The sequence below is a fragment of the Pseudomonas fluorescens genome (genome assembly GCF_012974785.1).
In the GTDB taxonomy this organism is placed as follows: domain Bacteria; phylum Pseudomonadota; class Gammaproteobacteria; order Pseudomonadales; family Pseudomonadaceae; genus Aquipseudomonas; species Aquipseudomonas fluorescens_BT.
This window is the reverse complement of the sequence record NZ_CP027561.1, coordinates 4,110,209-4,130,393: the sequence shown is the minus strand read 5'-3', so window position 1 is coordinate 4,130,393 and position 20,185 is coordinate 4,110,209. Positions and strand designations below refer to the sequence as shown.

The following is a 20,185-nucleotide window of genomic DNA, read 5'->3' as shown; positions in this document are numbered from 1 at the left end:
GAAGCGTCTTGCAATTGCGTAGGAACGCTCTGACTATCACCGCTATTGATGGGGTGGCATTAAGCCAGTTGATTGCAAGGATGTTGAGTGCCGTATTCGCTTTGCGCTGTTTCTCGTAGTCGTTTCCTGCCTCGCCCGCTGTTGTCGGCCTTGTTGTTGAGTGTGTGTGCGCCCAGCATTTTGGCCGCCGAATCGTCGAACCCGGGCCAGGAAGTGCTGCGCCAGCAGCAACAGCAGCAGCGCGATCTGCAACAACTGCAAATCGAACAGCGCAAGCGGCAACTGGAGCGTGGCGCGTTCGGCGCGCCGCCTGCCGCTCCGGCCATCCCCGAATCGATCAAACCCGACGAACGCTGCTGGCCCCTGAGCGGCACGCGCATCGGCGGCGTCACGCTGATCGATAAGGACAAGCTCAACGCCCGGCTCAAGCCGCTGCTGGCGCCGTGCATGGGCGTCGGTCAGATCAACCATCTGCTGGCGACCATCACCGCGCTTTATGTGGAGAAGGGCTACATCGCCAGTCGCCCGTACCTGAGCAGTGCGCCGGCGGCGGGACAGTCGCTGGATATTCTGGTCGACGAAGGCTACATCGAGTCCATCGAACTGGCCGACCAGAGCCTGCCGGTGTCGCTCGGCGGCGCGTTCCCGGGCATGCTCGGCAAACCCTTGAACCTGCGGGATCTGGAGCAGGGGCTGGATCAGTTGAACCGCCTGCGCTCGCTCGATCTGACCGCCGACATCGCTCCCGGCAGCCAGCCCGGCGCGTCGAAAATCATCCTGCGTTCGCGGACCTCGGGGCAGTCGCGCTGGGCCCTCGGTGCCGGTTTCGACAACCTCGGCAGTGCCAGCACCGGTCGTGACCGTGACACGCTGAGCCTGACCCTCGACAGCCCGCTCGAACTCAACGACCTGTTGAGCCTCAGCGCCAGCGACACCCTCAATCAGGGCGACCGCTACAGCCGCAACGCCAGCCTCTATTACGCGATTCCCTACGGTTACTGGACGTTCAGCACATTCGCCAGCCATGCCGAATATCGTGCGCCGTTCAAACTCAGCGCGGCGACCCTGCACAGCACCGGCATCACCAATCAACTCAGCCTGCGCGCCGACCGGGTGTTGTGGCGCGACCAGAGTCATCAGCTCAGCGCCAACCTGCAGCTGGCGCACAAGGACGTCGACAGCTATCTGCAAAACGTCCGCCTCGGCATCCAGAGCCCGACCCTGACCGTGGCCGAGGCCGGGCTCAATCTGTTCTGGCTCGATCGCGCGGTGTGGAACCTTGACTTCAATTACGCGCAGGGGCTGCGCTGGCTCGGCGCCGACGACGATGCCGATCATCAGGTCAGGAACCTGCCCAAAGCGCAGTTTCGCAAGTACCGCGCCGGCCTCAGCCAATGGCGCAACGGCCAGCTCGGCACGCAAGCCTGGCAATGGCAGAGCCAACTCAATCTGCAATACAGCCCCGATCCACTACCCGCCATCGAACAACTGCTCGGCACCGACGATTCCGCCGTGCGCGGTTACCGGGTCAGCAGCGCGTCCGGGGCCAGCGGTGCGATCTGGCGCAACACCTTGCGCCTGCCGCTACGCACCGATTTGCCGGTGCAGCTCACCCCGCGTGTCGGACTCGACCACGGCTGGATCAAGGCCGACCACGGCGCCTCGGTTCAACGCCTGAGCGGCGCCAGCATCGGCCTCAACCTGGGCTGGAAAAACCTGCAAGTGGATGTCGATTACCAACGCAGCCTGAACACTCCGACCGGCCTGCACCGCGAGCCTGAAACCTGGCTGATGCGCGTCGGACTGCAGATATGAACGTCAGTGAACAACAGCCATCGGATCTGAGCGCGACAGCCGTGGCCTTTAACTCAACGCGCAACGTGATGCCGCACTACATGGAGAGTTTTTTATGCCAATGAACACCTTTGCGTTTCACCTTTCCCCACGGGGCAAACTGCGCTGGGCCATCGCCAGCCTGTTCCTGGTCGCTCACCTGCCGGGCGCCATGGCCGGCGGTGTGGTGGTCGCGCCCGGCCCCGGCGGCACCGCGCAATTGCAGACCCAGGGCGGCGTCCCGATCGTCAACATCGTCGCGCCCAACGGCTCGGGCCTGTCGCACAACCAGTTCCTCGACTACAACGTCGACCGTCAGGGCCTGGTGTTGAACAATGCCTTGCAGGCCGGCCAATCACAGCTTGCCGGGCAACTGGCGGCCAACCCGCAATTGCAGGGCCAGGCCGCAAGCGTGATCCTCAACGAAGTGATCAGCCGCAACCCGTCGGCCATCAACGGCGCCCAGGAAATCTTCGGTCGCGCCGCCGACTACGTACTCGCCAACCCGAACGGCATTTCGGTGAACGGCGGCAGTTTCATCAACACGCCGAACGCCAACCTGGTGGTCGGCCGTCCCGAGCTGAATGACGGCAAGCTGCAAGCCCTGAGCACCCGCGATGCCACCGGTCAGTTGCAGATTCAGAGCGGTGGCCTGCGCAATGGCGAAGGCTCGATCAACCTGATCGCACCGCGCATCGACAGCCTGGGTGCGATCACTGCGCGTGACCAACTGAACCTCACGGTCGGGCGCAATCAGATCGACTACGCCAGCGGCCAGGTGAAAGCCGTGGACCCGGCGGGCGGCACCACCGATCAGCGGATCGACGCCAGCCTTTTCGGCGCGATGCAGGCCGGACGCATCAACATCGTCAGCACCGCTGAAGGCGCGGGCGTGAAGGTCGGCGCGGTGCAAGTCGCCGGGCGCGACGGCGTGCAGATTGGTTCGGCGGGCGACTTAAGCGTCAGCGGTCAGGCGATTCCGGACAGTCTCGATGTGACCCGTGCCGGCATTCGCAGCAGCCAGGGCGACGTCGCCCTGCACAGCGGCAAGGACCTGACGCTGGCCGCCACCGACCTCAGCGGTCGTGATGTGAAGGTCGATGCCAAGCGCAATCTGACCCTGACCACCGTCGAGAGCCGCAAGCTCCAGGAACAACGCGAGAACTGGAACAACAGCACCATCGGCATCACCTGGGAAACCTACGAACGCACCAAGACCGACAGCGATTCGCGCCAGCACGGCAGCCAGATCGTCGCCAGCCGCGACGCGCAACTGTCGTCCGGCAAAGACACCGAACTGAAAGCCGCCAAGGTCGACGCGAAGAACAATCTCAGCGTGCAAAGCGGCGGCGACCTGCGCCTGACCGCCGCCACTGAAAGCCACACCCAGACCGATCAGGGCAAGCATCGCAAGCACCTGTGGAAAGCCGATTGGGACAGCAGCAGCGAAGAGCAGCGCAGCGTCACCAGCCAGTTGAAGGCCGGCAACATTGCCCTGCAAACCGCTGCGCTGCTGCGCTCCGAAGGTGCCGAACTGAACAGCACCGGCGATCTGCGACTGGCCGGCAAACAAGTGGAAGTCACCACCGCGACCCGCACCAACCGCAGCAGCGACAACCGCTATTCCGGTGATCTGGTCGGTGGCGGTTTCTTCGGCAAGACCGGCGACGCCGACAAGGGCCAGACCCAGCATCAGGGCAGCAAGATCAACGCGGCCGGCAAACTGCTGGTCAAGGCGGACGATGTGCGCATCAGCGGCAGCCAGGTGCGTGGCGGCAAGGATGCCAGCGTGATCAGCGACAACGGTTCACTGACCATCGATGGCGTGCAGGACACCTCGCACAGCAACAACCACGACAAGGACAGCAAGTTCTTCGGCATCACCAAGGACGAGTCCCGGCAGAACAGCAAGGACAGCACCACGGTGCGCAGCGAGCTGGCTTCCGACAGCAACCTCAAGCTGAAAAGCGCCAAGGACATCGAAGTCGCCGGCTCCACGGTCAAGGCCGGCGGTTCGCTGACGGCGGATGCGGCCGGTGATGTGAATGTGCATTCGACGCAGAACACCCACGACAGCAACAACAGCACGCAGACCCGTGGCTTCGACGCCTACGCCAAGGAGCAAACGGCGGAGCAGTATCGCGCCGGCGTGCATTACGAAGACAAGGCGCAAACCGTCACCGCCAACGACGTCACGCAGCAGGGTTCCAGCCTCAGCGGCGGCACTGTGCAAGTGAAGGCGGGCGGCGATGTGACGCTCAAGGGCACCGAGGTGAAATCCACCGCCGGCGACACCACCCTGAGTGGCAAGAACGTCTCGTTGCTGGCCGAGCAAGACAGCCACAGCACCTCGACCGAAACTCGCAGCACTGGCGGTGGTTTCTACTACACCGGCGGCCTCGACCGCGCGGGCAGCGGCGTGGATTTCTCGCACAGCACCTCGCAAGACACCACCGCTAAAACCACCGCGCAAACCACGGGTGTGCAGAGCAGCGGCAGCCTGAACATCAACGCGGACAGACTCGCCACCGAAGGCGCGCAACTCAAGTCCGGCAACGGTCTGAACGTCGCCGCCAACGAAGTCGACAACCGTGCTGCCAGCAACACCGAGAGCAGCACCCACAAGGAGAGCAACTGGTCGGCGGACATCGGCGCCAACGTCGAGTACAAAGACATCGCCCGGCCGATTGCCGTCGCGGTGAAAGACGTGCTCGACGGCAAGGTGCCGGACAAGGACGCACTGGCCAATCTCGGCCAGCCGAACGTCGGTATCGACGTGGCGGTCGGTCATGCCAGCGCCGATAAAACCGAGCAGAGCAGCAACGCCGTGGTCAGCCGGTTCGACGGCCAGACCGTGGACGTGAAGGTCGGCGGCACGCTGCACGACCAGGGCACCCAGTACAACGCCAGCGCCGGCAAAGTGAACATCAGCGCTGACAAACTGGTGGCCGACGCCGCGAACAACACCCGCAGCAGCACCGACAACGCGGTGGATGCCAAGGTCGATGTGCGCGTCTACACCAAGACCGGTGAAGACGTGAACGTGGCCGGCAGCGGCGCGGGTGGCAGCAGCCAGTCGAGCAAGAACAGCGCCACGGCGGTGGTCGGCGGTTACGCCGGTAGCCAGGGCGTGAATATCAATGTCGGCGGCGACGCACAGTTCGAAGGCAGCCGTTTCGACGGCGGGCAGGGCGGTGTCAGCGTCAAGACCGGCGGTGACCTGGCCCTGAATCAGGCCAACGACCGCCAGAGCAGCGACAGCTCCAGCCTGCGCGGCAACGGCTCGCTGACTGTCGGCACCTTGCCGGGTACCGATGGCACCAACGTCGATCTCGGCGCTGGCTTCCAGCTCGATCACAAAGGCAACCAGACCACCGACAGCCAGGCGCACGTTGCCAGCCTCAGCGGCAATGGCCCGGTGCAATTGAGCAGCGGTGGCAATCAGGTTCAGCAGGGCACGAAGATCGACAGCGCTGGCGCTATCGACCTGAAGGCTGGCGGCAAGCTCGACCTGCAAGCAGCCATCGATTCGCACATCGCCACCGGCAGCAATCTCGGCGGCGGCCTGAAGGCCGGCGGCAGCAAGACCGGCAGCGAGAAGAGCCGCGATCAGGGCGGTAACCTCAGCGGCAACTTCAACATCGGTCGGGTCAACGAGAACACTCAGCCCCTCACCGGTGGCCAGCTCAACAGCCAGAACGGCATCGCGTTGAGCGGCGATTCGGTGCACCTGCAAGGCACCCAGGTCAGCGCGCCAAACGTCACCATCGACGCGCAGAAGGGCGGCTTCGTTCAGGAGTCCGCGCAGTCCACCGACAACCGCAACAACTGGAATGTGGCGTTGAGCGCCGGTGGCAATCTGAGCAAAAGCACACCGACCGCCGCCGATGAAAAAGTCAGCAGCGATCACGGCTTCAATGCCGGGGCCAAAGTCGGCGTGGATTACCTGCAAGGCACCACCCAGCAGAACAGCCAGATCAAGGCTGACACGGTGGTGTTGAACAGCGGCGGTGATGCGAGCCTGAACGGTGCGCGGATTGATGCGCGCAATGTCAGCGGCAAAGTGTCGGGTGATCTCTCGGTTGAAAGCCGTCAGGACTCCAGCACTCACGCCAAGGTTGACGTGGATCTGGGCCTGACCGCCAAGAAGACCCCAGCCGACGACAAAGGCAAACTCGCGGGCACCGACTACAAGCCAACGCTGAAAGTCGATGGCGAATACGCACACAAGGACAGCGTGAAACAGGCCTCCGGCATCAGCGGTAGCCAGGGTGTGAATCTCACGGTCGGCGGCGCTACCCAACTGACCGGCGCGCGGATTTCCACGACTGAAGGCAAGGTCGATCTGGGCGGTTCGAAGGTCAGCAGCAGCGACCTGAGCAACCTCGACTACGGCGTTAAAGCCGGTCTGGACCTGCCACACAAAACCGAAGAAAACGCACCGAAGGTGTCCCTTGAAAACGGCAATCTGAAAGTTGGTCCGGTGACCCTGAGCGGTCATCTGGACAGTCAGCCCCTGCAAGCGGGGATCGACGAAAAAGGTTGATTCACCGTTAGTGAAACCGGCGGGGGCGAGCCTGCTCGCTCCCGCTTCTAAGAGGTACCCCGCTCAAAACGGCAGCCACTGTCGTTTCACGTCAAGTCGAAAAAAGCATGGTGACGGATTCGATGGCATGGGACTGGGTGAAGAAGCGGAGCGCGTGAACAGGCTGCTCGGTGACAAGCCGATCCTGCTGATGGGCAATCAGGGCTTGCTGGTCGCGGCACCGAACGTGAATTGCGCGTGGCCCGTGATGAAGTGGCGCGCAAGACCTGTCGGCAATGGCTGGATTATCCGGGGTTTGCGGAAAAGCATTTCAACTCGTTGATGGGCATCCTCGACGAAGAGGAACCCGTCTACCGCCAGCAAAATGAGTGCTGCGTTTTCGGATGGTCGATCCAGAACCGCGCGGGTTTGTGCCCAGTGAAATCGAGTTTGGCTGGAAAGAACAAATTGTTATAGCGAATGGTTCTTGCTGGACTGTCAGTTCTGACAGTGTGCAAACAGCTGCCAAGGGGAGACGATTGGCTTGCGGTGTGTGGTTCCGATTGAACCTGCGCTGACATCAAACCGATCAATTCAGGGAGCTGAAAATGAGCGACATTACTTTTCCAGGCGCAATTAACGGTGTGATCACTTGCCTTTCTGACCCAATGAACGGCATCAGGGTAAAAATTGGACCACTTACCGGTGCGCAAATCGGTGGTGTTTTGAAAATCACATGGCAGGGATACAGTGATCCAAGTGGCACGGTGCCCATCCCCGGCACTCAGACCTCGCGGAATCATTTTATTACCCAGAATGACGTCGACAACGGGTTGGAAAAAACCATCGGTGACTGGCACGCACATATCAAACCCATTCAAACCGGCTCGGCTCGCGTTGGCTACACGATCAATGGCGGTGGTGAGAAAAATGCGTTGGCAGCGGTCCGGTTATTGAACCCAATTGGCCAATCGTGCGACGAGGTCTGAACGCACAACTGAACGTTCGAGTTTCAACAGTGCCTGCCTGTTGCGGGCATTTTTTTGCCGAAAGCCGGCCCCGGGGAACAGATCCCGCAGCGACAGTGCATTCGGGTCGAGGTTGAAGTAGATGAAGCCGCCGAGTTCTTCGGTGTGCACTTGGGAAATGTTGAACTGTGCCAGCTCGAAACTCTTTATCCACTTGCAACGCGGCGTACCGTGCGGAACGGGTGTGGGGTTGATGGATTGCGACCAGTCGATGGGCGGAATGATCAATCGCCTGCTTCACGCGAGAGCCTTGACAGCCCTGCGATAATGAGACTTCACCGCGATCTGCGCGGTGCACTCGATCATGATGCAGAGGAAGGTTTTCCATGGACAATCAAGCACTCAAGGCCCTGTTCGACCAGCAGTCCGCCGTCTATGACAAACAGTGGAGCGGAATGGCGCCCCTGCGTGATGCCCTGTATTTGCTGCTGAATTCAGTATTCGCGGGCCTGCCGGAGAATGCCCGGATACTCTGCGTCGGCGTGGGCACGGGTGTGGAAATGGCCCATCTGGCGCAGCAGTTTCCCGGCTGGCAATTCACCGCAGTCGACCCTTCGGGCGCCATGCTCGACGTGTGCCGTCAGCGAGCGACAGAGGGCGGTTTTCTCTCCCGCTGCCGTTTTCACGAAGGCTACCTCGATACGCTGACGGATGAATCCGGTTACGACGGTGCGACCTGTTTTCTGGTGTCGCAGTTTTTGCTCGACCCCCAGACCCGTATCGATTTTTTCCATGAGATTGCCCGTCGTCTGGTACCGGGCGGGGTTCTGGCGAATGCTGATTTGGCCTCTGACACCGAATCTCCGGCCTACGAAGCATTGCTGCGTCACTGGATGACGCTGATGGCGTCGGCCCAGGTGCCGGCGCAGATGCTTGAGCGAGCGCGTTTGGCCTATGCCCGGGATGTGGCGATTCTGCCAGCGCCGCAGGTCGCCGGTCTGATCGAGTCGGCCGGGTTCGAGGCGCCGGTGCAGTTCTTTCAGGCGGGTTTGATGCACGGGTGGTTCTGTCCGCGCAAGGCAGAGATTGCCGCGGGTTAGAGCGCTGGGTTGATAGGGGGAAACAGCTTCGTCGGCATTCCCGAGGAATCCATTGCCTCGGCTTAATGGGAAGTATTACCATTCGCTCCCCTTTCCTCAGCACACCGCAATGATCCCCATGCTGCCCCGCAGACCCGGCTTTCTCGAGCATTACGAAGAGTTGATCGGCACCTGGACCCGCCGCCTGCGCAATCGCTCGCAGGCCGAGGATCTGGCGCACGACACCTTTGTACGGGTGCTCGAATCCGATTCGTCGGCGGTGCAGCAGCCCCGGGCGTATTTGCACCAGACGGCGCGCAATATCGCGGTGGACGGCTATCGGCGTGAGGACCGGCGGGGTGCCATGGAGTCGGAGGCGATCGATCTCAGTGAGTCGCCGACCGGCGATCCGGAGCATTACATGCATGCGATCCAGCTGGCCGATTCCATCGAACGGGCGCTCTGCGAATTGCCGGTCAATTGCCGGCGAATCTTCGTCTGGCAGAAGATCGAAGGCCTGACCCAGGCCGAAATCGCCGAGCGCCTGGGCCTGTCCAGGAACATGGTGGAAAAGTATATGATCCGCACCCTGCGGCATCTGCGTGATCGCCTGGACGGGGCGCAATCATGAGCCGCGGCGTCTTTTCATCCCCAGCCAGACAGGACATTCCATGATGGATACTCGTGATTGCGCGTGCGGGCAAACAACGGTGCGTGATGAGGCGGCACGCTGGTTTGTGCGTTTGCAGGAGCCTGCTGTCGACGCTGAACAATATCGCAGCTTCGAAGCCTGGCTGAACGAACATCCCCAGCACCATGACGAATTCCAGTTGCTGCAAGGCCTGTGGACGGCGGCGGATCTGCTGCCGGCGCCGCGGCTCAAGGCCCTGTGCGAAACTCCGCCAGCACGGCGCGAACGCCGTCCGTTGTTGCGTTATGCCGTGGCGGCCAGCGTGGTCGCGGTGGCGCTGGGGCTCGGTCTGTTCAGTGGCTTGAATCATCCGCAAGGTTACAGCGCCGAATTCGCCACCGCGCTGGGTGAGCGCAAGCATGTGGCGCTGCCGGACGGTTCGGTGATCGACCTCAACAGCCGCAGTCGCTTGCAGGTGCGTTTCGAGAAGGATCGGCGACTGATCCAGTTGACTGAAGGCGAAGCGATGTTCAGCGTCGAGCACGATACTTCGCGTCCGTTCGTGGTCGAGGCCGGCAGCGGCAAGGTGACGGTCACCGGGACTCGTTTCGATGTGCGCCGCGACGTGACGCAGACCCGGGTCGCGGTGGAGCAGGGGACGGTCAAGGTGCAGGGGCGTGATGCGGCCGATGCCGATTTCATCAGCCTCACTGCCGGCCTCGGCACGCGGATCAATGCCCAGGGCAAAGTGGCACCGGCCTACGCGGTCAATCCGGCAGAGCTGACGGCCTGGCGCAGCGGCAAACTGGTGTTCAACAACGCCAGCCTCAGCGAAGTCGTCGAAGAGGTTTCCCGTTATCGCGACAAGCCGTTGACCGTCGCCAACCCGACCGTGGCCAACCTGCGCCTGACCAGTGTGTTCAAATCCGACAACACCGATGCCTTGCTCAAGGCCTTGCCGAACATCCTTCCGGTGGCCGTGCGAACACTCGCCGACGGCAGTCAGGAAATAATTTCAAAATAAAATTCAGGTTTTTTTCGAGTTCGTCGTCTTCCTGTTCAACTGCAACTGGTTTGCATTAACAGCCGCACACTCTTGCGATCCACAGGACTCCGTTCGACGTGAAAAACTCCACCGCCAAAAACAATAAATCCCCTTGGTTACCGCTGGCGCTCGCGCTGGCGGTCAACGCTGCGATGCCGCTGGCCTTCGCCGCCGACCCCATTCATATCCGCGCGCAGCCACTGGGCCAGGCGCTGAGCGAACTGGGACAGCAAACCTCGCTGCAGGTGTTTTTCAGCCCTGATCTGGTGGCCGGCAAGCAGGCCCCGGCGGTCGATGGCAACCTCTCTCCCGAGGACGCGTTGCGCCGGTTGCTGCAAGGCAGCGGCCTGGACTATCAGATCAATGAAGGTTCGGTGACTCTGTCGCCAGCGCCGAGCGCAGCCGCCAACGGCCCGCTGGAACTGGGCGTGACCGACATCAAGATGGTCGGTGACTGGCTCGGCGACGCCGATGCCGCGGTGGTGCAGAACCACCCCGGCGCACGCACGGTGATCCGCCGCGAAGCCATGGTCGAACAGGGCGCGATGAATGTCAGTGACGTCCTCAAGCGTGTGCCGGGTGTGCAGGTGCAGGACTCCAACGGCACCGGCGGCAGTGATATTTCGCTGAACGTCGGCGTGCGTGGCCTGACTTCTCGTCTGTCGCCGCGCTCCACCGTGCTGATCGACGGCGTGCCGGCGGCGTTCGCGCCGTATGGTCAGCCGCAACTGTCGATGGCACCGATTTCCTCCGGCAACCTCGACAGCATCGACGTGGTGCGCGGCGCAGGTTCCGTGCGTTACGGGCCACAGAACGTGGGTGGCGTGATCAACTTTGTGACCCGTGCCATCCCGGAAAACCCCACCGGTGAAATCGGCACCACCCTGGAAACCACGCGCTATGGCGGCTGGAAACACATCGACACCGCGTTCCTCGGTGGCACCGCCGACAACGGGATGGGTGTGGCGCTCTTGTATTCCGGGGTTAACGGAAACGGTTACCGCGAGCGCAACAACGGCAACGACATCGACGACGTGCTGCTCAAGACCCACTGGGCGCCGACCGATCAGGACGACTTCAGCCTCAACTTCCACTACTACGATGCCAGCGCCGACATGCCGGGCGGGCTGACGCAGAAACAGTACGACGACAAACCGTACGACTCGGTGCGCGACTACGACAACTTCAGTGGCCGTCGCAAGGACGTGTCGTTCAAGTGGATCCGCCAGATCGACGAACGCACCCAGGCCGAAGTGCTGACCTATTACACCGACAGCTTCCGTGGCAGCACCATCGCCGCCCGCGACCAGAAAACCCTGAGCTCGTACCCGCGTTCCTACTACACCCTGGGCATCGAACCACGTGTGTCCCGGGTGTTTGATGTGGGCTCGACCACTCAGGAGGTCAGCGTCGGTTATCGCTACCTGAAAGAAGCGATGCACGAGCAGTCGAGCCGCCTGGCGCTGATCAACAATGAGCCGGTGGTCACCAAGACTTCAGACGGCCATGTGTTCCAGGACCGTACCGGCGGCACTGAAGCCAACTCGGTCTACGTCGACAACAAGATTGACGTCGGCAAATGGACCATCACCCCGGGTATTCGCTTCGAGCACATCAACACCGACTGGCACGATCGCGCCGTGCTCGACACCGCCGGCAAACGCGTGCCGGAAAAAAACCGCAGCATCGAGAGCAACGAACCGCTGCCGGCGCTGAGCGTGATGTATCACCTGTCGGATGCATGGAAGCTGTTCGCCAACTACGAAACCTCCTTCGGCAGCCTGCAGTATTTCCAGCTCGGTCAGGGCGGCTCGGGTGACCAGACCGCCAATGGCCTGGAGCCGGAGAAGGCCAAGACCTACGAAATCGGCACCCGCTACAACGATGACGTGTGGGGCGGTGAAGTGACGTTGTTCTACATCGACTTCGATGACGAGCTGCAATACATCAGCAACGACGTGGGCTGGACCAACCTCGGTGCGACCAAGCACCAAGGCATCGAGGCTTCGGTGCACTACGACATGGCGGCGCTTGATCCGCGCCTCGATGGCCTGACCGCCAACGCCGGTTTCACTTACACCCGCGCTACATACGAAGGCGAGATCCCGGGCTTCAAGGGTCGCGACCTGCCGTTCTATTCGCGTCAGGTGGCAACCGTCGGCCTGCGTTACGACATCAACCGCTGGACCTACAACATCGACGGTTTCGCCCAGTCCAAACAGCGCTCGCCGGGCACCGGCGTGAATGCCGATGGCAGCTTCAACGGCAATTACATCACCGAAGGCACGGCGGACGGTCAGTACGGCGACATCCCGGGCTACATGACCTGGAACGTGCGCGGCGGCTATGACTTCGGTGCGCAGCTGTCGAACCTGAAGCTAGGCGCCGGGGTGAAAAACATCTTCGACAAGCAGTACTTCACCCGCTCCAGCGACAACAACTCGGGGATGTATGTCGGCGCGCCGCGGACGTTCTTCGTGCAGGCCAGCGTAGGCTTCTGATCGGCTGAGCAGGCGGCCGGCAACAGCCGCCTGTTATTCATTCGGTTTGAACGGGCCAGTTGCCGAGCATCACTGATCGGGCAATGCAAAATCAGTAATTGGAGAGGGATTGCCTGCCATGTCTGTGGTCTTGAGGCAGACTTTCTTCGGGCCGTCCTCCACCGAAACCTGAAAGTCCAGTAGCGGTGGCCTGACTAACGTGTAACCGTCACTGTCCTGGCAGTCGACCGCTCCTGGTTCACCACTTTTGTATTGGTAGTGACTGACGTCCAGATCCGGCGTTATCCCGATCGGTTTTACGGTGAACTCATCCTTTGTACTTTCAAGTACACGATAGGTAGGCGGCGTCTTGACGGGTTCTGCCAGAGCCCAGCGGTAATAGATCCTTGCATTGCGGCCGTCCCACCTCTGCGCAGGGCCTGCATTGTGTGGCTGCCCCACCACGCACATGAAATACAGGCCCGGCCCTTCACGTAATTCCTGACTTGAACTGTCTGATCCGTCTCCACGGCTTGGCTGAACCGGACCATAACCGACGTCGAGCGCACAGTCAGCCAGTGTACGTACGAGTTTCACGCGATAGAACGGTTGATCGCTGGTAAACGACTGCGTCCATTGCACCGGAATGAGCTCGCCATTTGCGTCACGGATCAACCTTGTGTAGACGTCACCAAATGCATGCTCGAAATTGGTCGCGCGACCCAGCTGGCACGCAGAGTTTTTCGGTTCGAAACGGGTAGCTGCAAAGCACTGCTCCAATTGCACTGCGCTTGTCGCGTAGTTGGTCTCAGGTATTTTTATCGAGTCACCGTTTCTGACTTCGCAGGGGGCGTTGCGAGTGCAACGTGAAAGCCCGCTGCCTTGCGTCGTGGTACCGACGATCGCCACGATTTCATTGCTGTAGCGATTCAAGACCGGTGAACCCGAGATGCCGGGGCGTACATCCCGACAACGATTGCTGAGCTGCCCGAGCCATGCCCAACCCGCTTCGAAAACATCCGCACTATGTTCCTGGAGGCAGGCGGCGCGTTGCACATGGCCATCCATGGGCGCGCCCACCACCAGCACATCGCTGTCGACGGCAAGGGGCCGAGTTGCAAGCTTGAGCGGTGTGATGCCATCGCTCATCAATTGGCCCAGGGAGCGGTCGAGTTTGAGAATCGCAATGTCGATGCCGCGCATGGTGCTCCACGCGATTTCTGTAATCGGGTAGGGCTTCTGCCGGTGCTGAGTGTCCTGGAAATAATTGAAAGTCACGACGCCGGAAGCCGGGGCGTTTTCGATGTACCGGTCAGCGTCACCTTTGGCGCAATGTCCCGAAGTCAGGACATAGGCCGGGCCGCTGCGGTCATCGTTTGCGCTTCGGGTGTCAATCAGGCTGCCCGAGCAGTCAGCCCCGTCTTCAACCTGGACACGAGCGATGGCTTGCCAGTGATCGTAACGCCCGGCTGCATTGTTCAGAGGTTGCGCTGGAGAGAGGTTTGCTGCGCCTTCTCCCCAATCCTGAGTGGCCGTTCGGTCAGGCGTAACGCAACCGCTCGTACTGATGAGAAGCGTCAAGGCGATGGACTTTTGCAGGCTGGAACACTTCATGGCTTCAGCACCCGAGAAGATTTCTCTGATGCTGGAGCCTCAGACGGTTGGCGTCTACTGTCAGATCTGACAGTCAACTGCGCCGCTGGTCGTTCTTTGATTCACACCTTCAGCGCTTTCCCGCCAATCGCCACCGCCACCAGCAGCGTCGCCATCAATCCGAAGGCGAAACTCAGGCTGCTGGCATGGGCGACAAACCCGATCACCGCCGGCCCCGCGAGAATCCCCGCATAACCCAGCGTGGTGATCGCCGGCACCGCGATACTTTCCGGCATCACCGTCTGCTTGCCCACTGCGGTGTACAGCACCGGCACGATGTTCGAGCAGCCGGCCCCGACCAGCGCATAGCCGACCAGCGCGGCTTCCCAGCCCGGCGCGAACGTTGCCAGAAACAGTCCCGCCGCTGCCAGCAGGCCGCCAAACAGAATGATCCGGGTCGCGCCCAAGGCGCGGACGATCCGGTCACCGGTCAATCGACCTGCGGTCATCGTCAGTGCGAATGCTGCGTAGCCCAGGCCTGCATAGGCGGTGTCGATCCCGCGTTCCTGCGCCAGGAACACCGCACTCCAGTCCAGCGCCGCGCCTTCGGTGAGGAACACGATAAAGCACATCCCGCCGATGAACAGCACGACGCCGTGAGGCACGGCAAACGCCGGCCCCGAGCTTTCACTGCCGTAAGGCAGCATGTGCGGCACAGCTTTGAACAGCGCCGCGATCAGCACCACGACCACCACCAGCATTGCCGCCAATGGCGACAAGCCGAGACCGAGCAGAGCGCTCACGCCCGCTGCGCCGACGATCCCGCCGAGGCTGAACAGACCGTGAAACCCCGACATCATGTTCTTGCCGCTGGCCCGCTCGACGATCACCGCTTGCAGATTCACTGTCGAATCCACCGTGCCCAGTCCGGCGCCGAACATGAACAGTGTGGCGATCAACGCGGGTATCGACGACACCGTCGCCAACAACGGCAATGCCGCACAAATCAGCAGCGTCCCGCCGGTGGCCACGCGCCGGCAGCCAAATCGCGTGGCCAGAATCCCCGCCAGCGGCATCGCCAGAATCGAGCCGACGCCCAGGCACAGCAGCAACAACCCCAGCGTGCCTTCATCGAGCCCGGCCCGTGCCTTGGCGTAGGGCACCAGTGGCGCCCACGCAGCGATGCCGAGCCCGGCGATGAAGAAGGCGATACGCGTGGACATCTGTTCGAGGCGTCCGGGAACGAACGTGTCTTGAGGGGTGAGGCTGGTCATAACGATCCTTGGCAAAAAAAACGTTTCCGCAGCGGGCATCCTTGCACAGCCCTTTCGCTGGAGCGAGCCTGCTCGCCTCTGCATGGCGTTGCGATTTACAGTGACGCTTCTGTCGACAGGAAAAACAAGGGCGGGTTCATGACGCAGTTCTACGATGCACGGGGCAATATCTACGGGGTCGTTTCGCCGCGAGTGCTACGCGATGCGGGAATCGATTTGCCGACCAGCGCCGCGCAGTGCGCGTTGTCGCGCCAGACGTGGAGTACCGCAGCCATCGCGCAGTGTTGCGATTGGCCCGACGGTCAACGTCCCGTCGGCAGCAAGTCCCATCGCAGCGATGGTTTGCTGATCGGCCCGTTTCAGGCCTCGCCACCCTTTGACCTGCTGATCGTCAACACCGACGGCACGCTGGCCGAGCGCAGCGGCAACGGCCTGACGATTTTTTCCCGGGCACTCTTTGAACAAGGGCTGATGCCGCAGGAGGGCGCGACGCTGCGGGTGCATCACGACAAACAGGATGCACAATCGCCAGTGTCGACCTCGGTGAAACCGGCGCAGCTGGCAAGCGTGCAGGGCTTCTGGCTGGACCTCGGCCAGCCCGGTTTCGGCCCGGCGGCCGTCGATGCGCTCGGCGTTGAACCGGTGCCGTTCAACGGTGTGGAGCTCAGCCGTGTTCGGCCGTTGGCACAACTCGATCCCGCCTGGGCCCACAGCCAGTTCGTGCGTATCGGCAATCCGCATTGCGTGACTCTGGTGCAGGATGAAGCCGCATTGCCGAGCAACGCACAGATGCTTGAATCGCCGCTGACGGACTGTCTGACCGCCATCGCCTACGCCATGCCCACCGGCGCCGGTCAGCCGTGCCGTGCCGGGGTCAACCTGCAATGGGCGACGCGCGCCGGCGATCAACGCATTGTGGCGCGGGTGTTCGAACGGGGCGAGGGGCCGACGGCGTCTTCCGGCACCAGCGCCAGTGCGGTGGCCAGCGCTGCGTGGCGAGTGGGTTGGGTGTCGGCGGGAGAAGTTCAGGTGGTGATGCCGGGCGGTACGGCGCCGATTTTACTGGAGGAGTGCGATGGCGAGTTGGCGTGCGTGCGTCTGTTCGGTACCGCGCAGCGGACAAAGAGGTGAAGTCCCTTTCATGATCGTCCCCCCGGGAACGATGGATCCCTTGGGGCTTACTGTGAGCCGGATCACAGCGCTTGTCGCCTGTCAGATCTGACAGGTCGGCTCTATCGTTTTGCGATAAAGCCGCCCCGATCCATAACCATGGAATCGTTCATTGGGCCTTGAACAATTTCACGGCGACAACAATGTCATCGACCACCGTCACATACAGCAGGGCTTTCGGCTGCGTCTCGGGGCTTTGAAAGCACTCGACGATCACAGCCTGCGCTGCGCAGGCTTGCAGCGCCAAACGGTCCGCCTGGCGTAACTGGCGTTTCACGGCGGCACTCAGTGGAATCGGTGAATGGCCCGCGCGAACGTCTGCGCAAAATCTTGAAGTGACGTCTCTCGGGGTGGGGGGCGGTGGTGATTCAAGGCCCGCGTCTGCAAACAGATGATTGAGTTGCTCTGCCGCACTGACGGCCCGCGGGAAACCGGCGAAGGCCGAAGCCTGCAGCAGTATTTCAGTCAGTTCACCCGGTGCGAGGCCCGATGCCAGGCCGGTTTTGAGGTGCACGCTCAGCGGAGGCCCGACCATGCCCGAGGCGATAATGGCGGCAAATGACACCGCTTCGCGCAATCGCGGATCAAGGCCGGGGCGCGAGTGCAGATGTCCGTACACCACGCCAACGGCAAGTTCGCGCAGTGCGGGAACGGTATGGAACAAGGTATCGAGCCTGGCCTCGCCATCGGGTACGAGTTCGACAAACGTATGGCGGCCTTCCTGGTAAAGCGTGGCCATCGGATCGGAAGTGGTCTTTTGATTCATGTCGCGTCCTCACGGATCAATGAGGATGGCAGCGGAGCAACAGCGCGCGAACTACGGCATGACAGGCTTCCATCGGAAGAAGTCGGCGCCGTTGCGACGCCGACTTCTACACCTTAGACGAACTCCACCACCGGCATCTGCCGCTTCATCAACACCTTGCCGTTGCGGATTGAATATAGCGGCAGGCCCTGGCTGCGGATCACTTCGTAATCGCTGTCCGCCGACAGGATTAGCAGGTTCGCCGGGCGGCCCTGTTCCAGGCCGTAGCGTTCACCGAGGTGCATGGCCTTGGCGCTGTTGTCGGTGACCAGATCCAGCGCGCTCTGCAGGTTGCGGTAACCGAGCATGTGGCAGATGTGCAGGCCGGCTTCGAGCACCCGCAGGATGTTGCCGTTGCCCAGCGGATACCACGGATCGACGATCGAGTCCTGGCCGAAGCAGACGTTCATGCCGGCTTCGAGCAACTCGTTCACGCGAGTCACGCCACGGCGTTTCGGGAAGTTGTCGAAGCGGCCTTGCAGGTGAATGCTTTCGGTCGGGCAGGAGACAAAACTGATCCCCGAATGCCCGAGCAGGCGGAACAGTTTGGCGCAGTAGGCGTTGTCGTAAGAGCCCATCGCGGTGGTGTGGCTGGCGGTCACGAGGGCGCCCATGTCGCGGCTGCGGGCCTCTTCGGCCAGCACCTCGAGGAAGCGCGAATGCGGGTCGTCGGTTTCGTCGCAGTGCACGTCCACCAGGCAACCGGTGCGTTCGGCCAGGTCCATCAGGAACTTCACCGAGCTGACGCCCTGATCGCGGGTGTATTCGAAGTGCGGGATCCCGCCGACTACATCGGCGCCCATGCGGATCGCTTCTTCCATCAGTTCGCGACCGTTGCGGAACGACTCGATGCCTTCCTGGGGGAACGCGACGATTTGCAGGTCGATCAGGTGACGGCTTTCTTCGCGCACTTCGAGCATGGCCTTGAGCGCGGTGAGTTGCGGATCGGTGACATCGACGTGAGTGCGCACGTGCTGGATGCCGTGGGCGGCGAGGGTCTGAATGGTTTTCCTGGCCCGGGTCTTGGTGTCTTCCTGGGTGATGGTGACCTTGCGCTCGCCCCAGCACTCGATGCCTTCGAACAGCGTACCGCTCATGTTCCAGCGCGGCTCGCCGGCGGTCAGGGTGGCGTCGAGGTGAATGTGCGGCTCGACGAAGGGCGGCACCACCAGATTGCCGCCGGCGTCGAGGTCGTCGGGCCCCAGGGTCGGCGCTTCGGTCTGGCGTGCGATGCTGCGGATCAGGCCGTCTTCGAGGTGCAATTCGTGCAGACCTTCCTGGTTGCGCAGTCGGGCGTTGATGATGTGCATCGGGCGAATCCTTTTATAGATCTTGTAGAGGGGCGGCCGCGTTGCGGGCGCCGAGCAGGCCGGTCACTGCGATATACGTTAACGCGGCAACGGCGATGCCCACCAGCGGCGCGACCCATGGCGAGCCGAACGCCGCGACGGTTCCGGCCGCGTAAGCCGCGAGCCCCGGCCAGTTGAACGCCGGTAACCGTGCGTCGGCCAGACGCGGATAGCGCCCGCGCCAGCGGAAGAAAAAGTCCGCCATGATCACCCCGCCAATCGGTGGGATCACCGTGCCGAGCAGGATCAGATAAGGCACCAGCATGTCGTACATGCCCAACAGTGCGAGCACCGTGCCGATCACGGCACCGGCCAGGGTCACGGTCTTGCGGCGCCCGGTGCGCAGCAGGTTGCAACCGGCGACGGCGAAGTTGTAGATGGTGTTGTCCTGGGTGCTCCAGATGTTCAGCAACAGCATCGCCATCGCTGCCATGGCGAAGCCCTGCAACAGCAATACTTCGACCACGTCGGGCTGTTGATAAACGATCGCGCCATAGGCGCCGATCAGTACCATCAGGCCGTTGCCGATGAAGAAACCGATCAGGCTGGCCAGCACCGCGACCCGCGCCGAACGGGAAAAACGCGTCCAGTTGGTGGCTTGGGTCGCGCCGCTGACGAAGGTGCCGAACACCAGTGTGATGGCGGTCGACCAGTCCAGCGAACCCGTCGGTACGACGCTGAGCAAACCATCGAGGCCGCCGACTTTCACGGTGGCGACCCACATCGACAGCATCAGCAGCAACATCATCGCCGGTACCGCGATGTACGACAGAATCTCCAGCCCGCGATAACCGACATACGCCGTGGCGCAGAACACCAGGCCGAACAGCACCATCAGCCCCAGCACCGTGGCTTCGTTCAAGTCGAAATACTTGCCGAGCACCACCGCCGCCGTCGCGGTGCCCCAGGCGTACCAGCCGATCTGGGTGAACCCGAGGATCAGGTCGCTGAGCTTGCTGCCGACTTCGCCAAAACAGAAGCGCCCCATCAGCACCGAATTCAGCCCGCTCTTGAAAGCGATGTAACCGAGACCGGCGGCGTACACGCCGAGCAGCAGGTTGCCGATGACGATGACGGCGAGCATCTCACCGAAGTTGAACGCCACACCGAGCTTGCCGCCGGCGAACATGGTCGCGGTGAAAAAGGTAAACCCCAGCAGCACCATCGCCGTGGAGGCCAGGCCTTTGCGCGCGTGCATCGGGACTTCGCTGAGGGGGTAATCGTTGCCGGGATCGTTTTGCGTCATGGGGGCGTTCCTTGCTGGAAAGGGGGAGGACGCGAAGAGGTTGCAGTGGTCGTGCCAGTCACGGATTGACGGGGTTATGTATAGACGAGGTGGCGGATTTGGCGCGAAAGCGGTGCGCCTGCATCCACCAAAGCACAATGTGGGAGCCAGCCTGCTGGCGAAGCCGGTGTGTCAAACAGCGCAAGCG

The 20,185-nt window shown here is 62.0% G+C and carries 15 protein-coding genes; 9 read left to right on the top strand and 6 right to left on the bottom strand.

Annotated features, from left to right (window positions below; genetic code table 11):
• Positions 1-87 precede the first annotated feature (87 nt).
• The 4 genes from C6Y56_RS18535 to C6Y56_RS18520 all read left to right on the top strand — a co-directional run bounded on the left by C6Y56_RS18535 (position 88) and on the right by C6Y56_RS18520 (position 7,347).
• Complete coding sequence (locus C6Y56_RS18535; RefSeq protein WP_169431105.1) at positions 88-1,815, top strand: ShlB/FhaC/HecB family hemolysin secretion/activation protein; 1,728 nt, start codon at positions 88-90, stop codon at positions 1,813-1,815.
• 94 nt (positions 1,816-1,909) lie between these two features.
• A complete protein-coding gene (locus C6Y56_RS18530; protein ID WP_169431104.1) occupies positions 1,910-6,379 on the top strand; it encodes a hemagglutinin repeat-containing protein in 4,470 nt (1,489 codons plus the stop codon).
• A 127-nt stretch (positions 6,380-6,506) separates the two neighbouring features.
• On the top strand, positions 6,507-6,701 hold the full coding sequence (locus C6Y56_RS18525; RefSeq protein ID WP_249314317.1) for a hypothetical protein: 195 nt from the start codon (positions 6,507-6,509) through the stop codon (positions 6,699-6,701).
• A gap of 265 nt (positions 6,702-6,966) precedes the next feature.
• Entirely contained in the window at positions 6,967-7,347 is a 381-nt protein-coding gene (locus C6Y56_RS18520) for a hypothetical protein (RefSeq protein ID WP_169431103.1), read from the top strand.
• On the opposite strand, the gene C6Y56_RS29260 is transcribed toward C6Y56_RS18520, so the two are convergent.
• Positions 7,309-7,614 carry a hypothetical protein gene (locus C6Y56_RS29260; protein ID WP_249314315.1) on the bottom strand — a complete coding sequence of 102 codons (306 nt, stop codon included), beginning with the start codon at positions 7,612-7,614 and terminating at the stop codon, positions 7,309-7,311. The two genes, C6Y56_RS18520 and C6Y56_RS29260, sit on opposite strands and share 39 nt — an antisense overlap.
• Before the next feature lie 98 nt (positions 7,615-7,712).
• Here C6Y56_RS29260 and C6Y56_RS18510 point away from each other — a divergent pair, with 98 nt between their 5' ends.
• From C6Y56_RS18510 to C6Y56_RS18495, 4 genes are all read left to right on the top strand, one after another.
• Positions 7,713-8,426, top strand: coding sequence for a class I SAM-dependent methyltransferase (locus C6Y56_RS18510; protein WP_169431102.1), 714 nt, complete (start codon positions 7,713-7,715; stop codon positions 8,424-8,426).
• Between the two features lie 109 nt (positions 8,427-8,535).
• A complete protein-coding gene (locus tag C6Y56_RS18505; RefSeq protein WP_169431101.1) occupies positions 8,536-9,036 on the top strand; it encodes a sigma-70 family RNA polymerase sigma factor in 501 nt (166 codons plus the stop codon).
• Between the two features lie 40 nt (positions 9,037-9,076).
• On the top strand, positions 9,077-10,060 hold the full coding sequence (locus tag C6Y56_RS18500; protein ID WP_169431100.1) for a FecR family protein: 984 nt from the start codon (positions 9,077-9,079) through the stop codon (positions 10,058-10,060).
• Positions 10,061-10,158: 98 nt separating this feature from the next.
• Complete coding sequence (locus C6Y56_RS18495; protein ID WP_169431099.1) at positions 10,159-12,582, top strand: TonB-dependent siderophore receptor; 2,424 nt, start codon at positions 10,159-10,161, stop codon at positions 12,580-12,582.
• Positions 12,583-12,651: 69 nt separating this feature from the next.
• Here the strand turns inward: C6Y56_RS18495 and C6Y56_RS18490 are convergent, their stop codons facing one another.
• The gene (locus C6Y56_RS18490; RefSeq protein WP_169431098.1) at positions 12,652-14,175 is read right to left on the bottom strand and encodes a trypsin-like serine peptidase; all 1,524 of its coding nucleotides are present in this window, start codon (positions 14,173-14,175) and stop codon (positions 12,652-12,654) included.
• A gap of 101 nt (positions 14,176-14,276) precedes the next feature.
• On the bottom strand, positions 14,277-15,428 hold the full coding sequence (locus C6Y56_RS18485) for an MFS transporter (RefSeq protein WP_169431097.1): 1,152 nt from the start codon (positions 15,426-15,428) through the stop codon (positions 14,277-14,279).
• Between the two features lie 138 nt (positions 15,429-15,566).
• Here C6Y56_RS18485 and C6Y56_RS18480 point away from each other — a divergent pair, with 138 nt between their 5' ends.
• The gene (locus C6Y56_RS18480; protein ID WP_169431096.1) at positions 15,567-16,559 is read left to right on the top strand and encodes a diaminopimelate epimerase; all 993 of its coding nucleotides are present in this window, start codon (positions 15,567-15,569) and stop codon (positions 16,557-16,559) included.
• Positions 16,560-16,707: 148 nt separating this feature from the next.
• Here C6Y56_RS18480 and C6Y56_RS18475 read toward each other — a convergent pair whose 3' ends face one another.
• The 3 genes from C6Y56_RS18475 to codB form a co-directional block, all read right to left on the bottom strand.
• Positions 16,708-17,364 carry a carboxymuconolactone decarboxylase family protein gene (locus tag C6Y56_RS18475; protein WP_169431095.1) on the bottom strand — a complete coding sequence of 219 codons (657 nt, stop codon included), beginning with the start codon at positions 17,362-17,364 and terminating at the stop codon, positions 16,708-16,710.
• Between the two features lie 113 nt (positions 17,365-17,477).
• Positions 17,478-18,713, bottom strand: coding sequence for a cytosine deaminase (gene codA / locus C6Y56_RS18470; protein ID WP_085612760.1), 1,236 nt, complete (start codon positions 18,711-18,713; stop codon positions 17,478-17,480).
• A gap of 13 nt (positions 18,714-18,726) precedes the next feature.
• Positions 18,727-19,998, bottom strand: a complete 1,272-nt coding sequence (gene codB, locus C6Y56_RS18465) for a cytosine permease (RefSeq protein ID WP_169431094.1) — start codon at positions 19,996-19,998, stop codon at positions 18,727-18,729.
• Between the last annotated feature and the right edge of the window lie 187 nt (positions 19,999-20,185).